3 protein-coding genes are annotated in these 3,417 nt (G+C 32.9%); all 3 read left to right on the top strand.

Going from position 1 to position 3,417, the window contains the following annotated elements:
- On the top strand, window positions 1-980 hold a 980-nt coding region (locus RR539_RS10620), incomplete at its 5' end, for an HAD-IC family P-type ATPase (protein ID WP_332500429.1).
- A 157-nt stretch (window positions 981-1,137) separates the two neighbouring features.
- Window positions 1,138-2,433, top strand: a complete 1,296-nt coding sequence (gene brnQ / locus RR539_RS10615; RefSeq protein WP_332500428.1) for a branched-chain amino acid transport system II carrier protein — start codon at window positions 1,138-1,140, stop codon at window positions 2,431-2,433.
- Window positions 2,434-2,561: 128 nt separating this feature from the next.
- Window positions 2,562-3,383: an amino acid ABC transporter substrate-binding protein gene (locus RR539_RS10610; protein WP_332483824.1), complete on the top strand. Its 822-nt coding sequence runs from the start codon at window positions 2,562-2,564 to the stop codon at window positions 3,381-3,383.
- Window positions 3,384-3,417 lie beyond the last annotated feature (34 nt).

The following is a 3,417-nucleotide window of genomic DNA, read 5'->3' as shown; positions in this document are numbered from 1 at the left end:
TAGGTGGAGCATCTAAGAAGGGAATACTTGTTAAGGGAAGTAATTACCTTGATGCTCTAAAGGATATTGATATGATAGTTTTTGACAAAACTGGAACACTAACTAAGGGAATATTTAAGGTAACAGATGTTGTACCACAAAATGGATTTGATACAGATGAGATTTTAAGACTTTGTGCATATGCAGAAAGTAGTTCTAATCATCCTATATCAAAATCGATTGTAGAATATTTTGGACATGTTATAGATAAGAATATAGTTGAAAACTACACCGAAATATCAGGTAAGGGAATCAAATGTACTGTTAAGGGCAGAGAGATTCTTGCTGGTAATAAAAAATTACTTGAAGATAATAATGTTCAGATTGGTGAAATAGACTTTATTGGAACAGCAGTACTTGTAGCAATTAGCGGCAAGTTTGCAGGGTATATCCTAATTAATGATGAAATTAAAGAAGACACAATAGATGGCATTAAAGCTATTAAGGATATTGGCATAAAAGAAACTACAATGCTTACAGGTGACAATAAGAAAGTAGCAGATAAAATAGCTAAGGACATTGGAATAGACCATGTTTATGCAGAACTTTTACCACAGAATAAGGTTGAGATATTCGAAAAGATAAGTAAAGGACGTAGGGCTGCATTTGTAGGTGACGGTATAAATGATGCACCGGTACTTGCTAGAGCTGATGTTGGTATTGCAATGGGTGGTCTTGGAAGTGATGCTGCTATTGAGGCTGCTGATATTGTAATTATGACTGATGAAATAAGTAAGGTAGCAGAGGCTATAAAAATATCAAAGCTTACATCTAATATTGTAATGCAAAACATAATCCTTGCACTAGCAGTTAAGGGATTAGTACTTGCACTTGGAACAGTAGGACTTGCTACTATGTGGGAAGCTGTATTTGCAGATGTAGGAGTTACTCTTTTAGCAGTACTTAACTCTATGAGGGTTTTAAAGGGTAACAAAAATTAAAATATAATATAACACAAATTATAATGGCAATAATAGGATAGGTAGAAATTCTGCTTATCCTATTTTATTTTAGGTTTTTTCTGATATTATTAAAGTTATGGTTAATACTAAAGAAAAGGATAAGTGAAGGGAGGCAGGGTTTTTACCCTATTTCAAAGTGAACAAAAGACAAGTTTTAATTATAGGACTAATGACATTTGCATTATTTTTCGGTGCAGGAAATGTAATATTCCCACCATTTATTGGATATGAGTCAGGGTATAATTTATCCTATGCTATAACAGGTTTCATAACCACAGGAGTATTATTACCATTAATGGCTGTTGTGTCAGCATCTATGGTAAATGGAGATCTTAACACTTTATCAGCTCGTGGAGGAAGGTTGTTTGGCAGGGTATTTCCCTTTATTATTTACCTTGCAATAGGCCCACTTTTTATTATTCCACGTTCAGCATCAGTTACATATACTATGGGTGTTAAGCCTTTATTTGGAGATGGTTTTAGCATTATGCTAATTGCTACACTTATATATTTTATTATTAGTGGATATTTAGCACTTAGCCAAAGCAAAATGGTTTCTATAATAGGAAAGGTAATTACACCACTACTTATTGTAACAATTTCTATGATAGTAATTAAGGCGATAATTTCACCAGTGGATTTACTTTCAACACCAGGTAATGACTATATTGAAAATCCATATTTTAAGGGATTTGTAGAAGGGTTTTTAACGATGGATGCTTTAGGTGCACTTGTTGTTGCAAATATACTTGTTACAACGCTAAATGGGTTTAATATTACATCTAATAGGGATATAGTTAAGTATTCTTCATATGCAGCTATAATAGCTTCAGTTTTACTTTCTATAATTTATGCAGGCTTATCATATGTAGGAGCTGTATATTCCAAAAGCTTTGAGTTTACAAATGGAGGAGATTTATTAGCCTCAGCTACATACTCAATGTTTGGAAATAGCGGGGCATATTTACTTGCTATTGTTATAGCACTTGCATGTCTTTCTACAAGTATAGGTGTAACAAGTGCAAGTAGTAGATTCTTTAGTGAAAGAATAGGAAGACTTAGTTATAGGGCATGGGTAATAATAGTAACCATAGTTTCATTCTTTATATCAAACATAGGACTTGATGCTATAATTTCTATTACGGTTCCTGTGTTAACTATTATTTATCCAGGAGCTATTGTTATTATTGTACTTGGGTTCTTCTCAAAATATCTTGAGAATTGTAAATATGTATACAGTGTAGGGGTTTATACAGCATTTATTATAAGCTTAATTAATACAATAGATGTTTTATCTATTAAGATTCCGTTTATAACAGATGCTATAAGATTACTACCATTATATAATGTTTCACTTTCATGGATATTACCGACGGTTATTTTAACATTATTTTCGTATATATTAGGGGTTACAATTAGAAAAATTGTATAAATTATAAAAGGAGCTAATTTAAGCTCCTTTTATAATAAATTTATCAATTTATGACTTTACAAGTTTAGTACGATAAAGTATAATAAGCTTGTACAACAAAGCAGTTTATTATATGGGAGGAATTTTAAATGAATATGAAAAAGATAGTTGGATTAGCACTAGCATCAGTTTTAACAATGTCACTTGTTTTAACAGGCTGTGGTAATAAGGAAGAAGCAAAAACAGAGGGAGTTGAATCTCTACAATATATTAAGGATAAGGGAACACTGGTAGTTGGTCTTGACGATGGTTTTCCACCAATGGGGTTTAGGGATGAAAAAGGTGAGATTGTAGGTTTTGATATAGACCTTGCTAAAGAGGTATCAACAAAGCTTGGAGTTAAGGTTGATTTTAAGCCAATTGATTGGAACGCTAAGGAAATGGAACTTAATACTAAGAAAATCGACTGTATCTGGAATGGTATGAGTGTTACTCCACAAAGGGAGAAGGGAATGGCCCTATCAAAGCCATACCTAGAGAATACTCAAGCTTTCATAGTTAAAAAGGGATCAGATATTAAGACAATAGCTGATATGAAGGGAAAGAAAATAGGTTTCCAGGATAAGAGTAGTAGTATGGAAGTATTTGAAAAAACAACAGACCTTAAAGCATCAGTAGCAGCTACTAGAGAATACCTTAAGAACAAGGATGTTCTAAATGATATTAAGGCTGGTAGAATAGATGTTGCTCTTATGGATAGAGTAGTTGCAGAGTACTATACTGCAAAGGATAAGGAGAGTTTTGAATTTTTAAAGGAAAATCTTGGAGAAGAAGTTTATGCTATAGGATTTAGAAAAGAAGATGGAAAGCTTCGTGACGAAGTTAATAAGGTAATAGATGAACTTAAAAAGGACGGAACTGTTAGCAAGATATCACAAAAGTGGTTCGGCGCTGACATAGTAATTAAGTAATATAAGCAATACGCATTCTAGGAGGAGAAGCAGT

Source organism: Clostridium sp., assembly GCF_036639235.1.
Taxonomy (GTDB): domain Bacteria; phylum Bacillota; class Clostridia; order Clostridiales; family Caloramatoraceae; genus Clostridium_AB.
The sequence above is the reverse complement of the archived record's forward strand: the minus strand, read 5'-3'. Positions and strand labels throughout refer to the sequence as shown.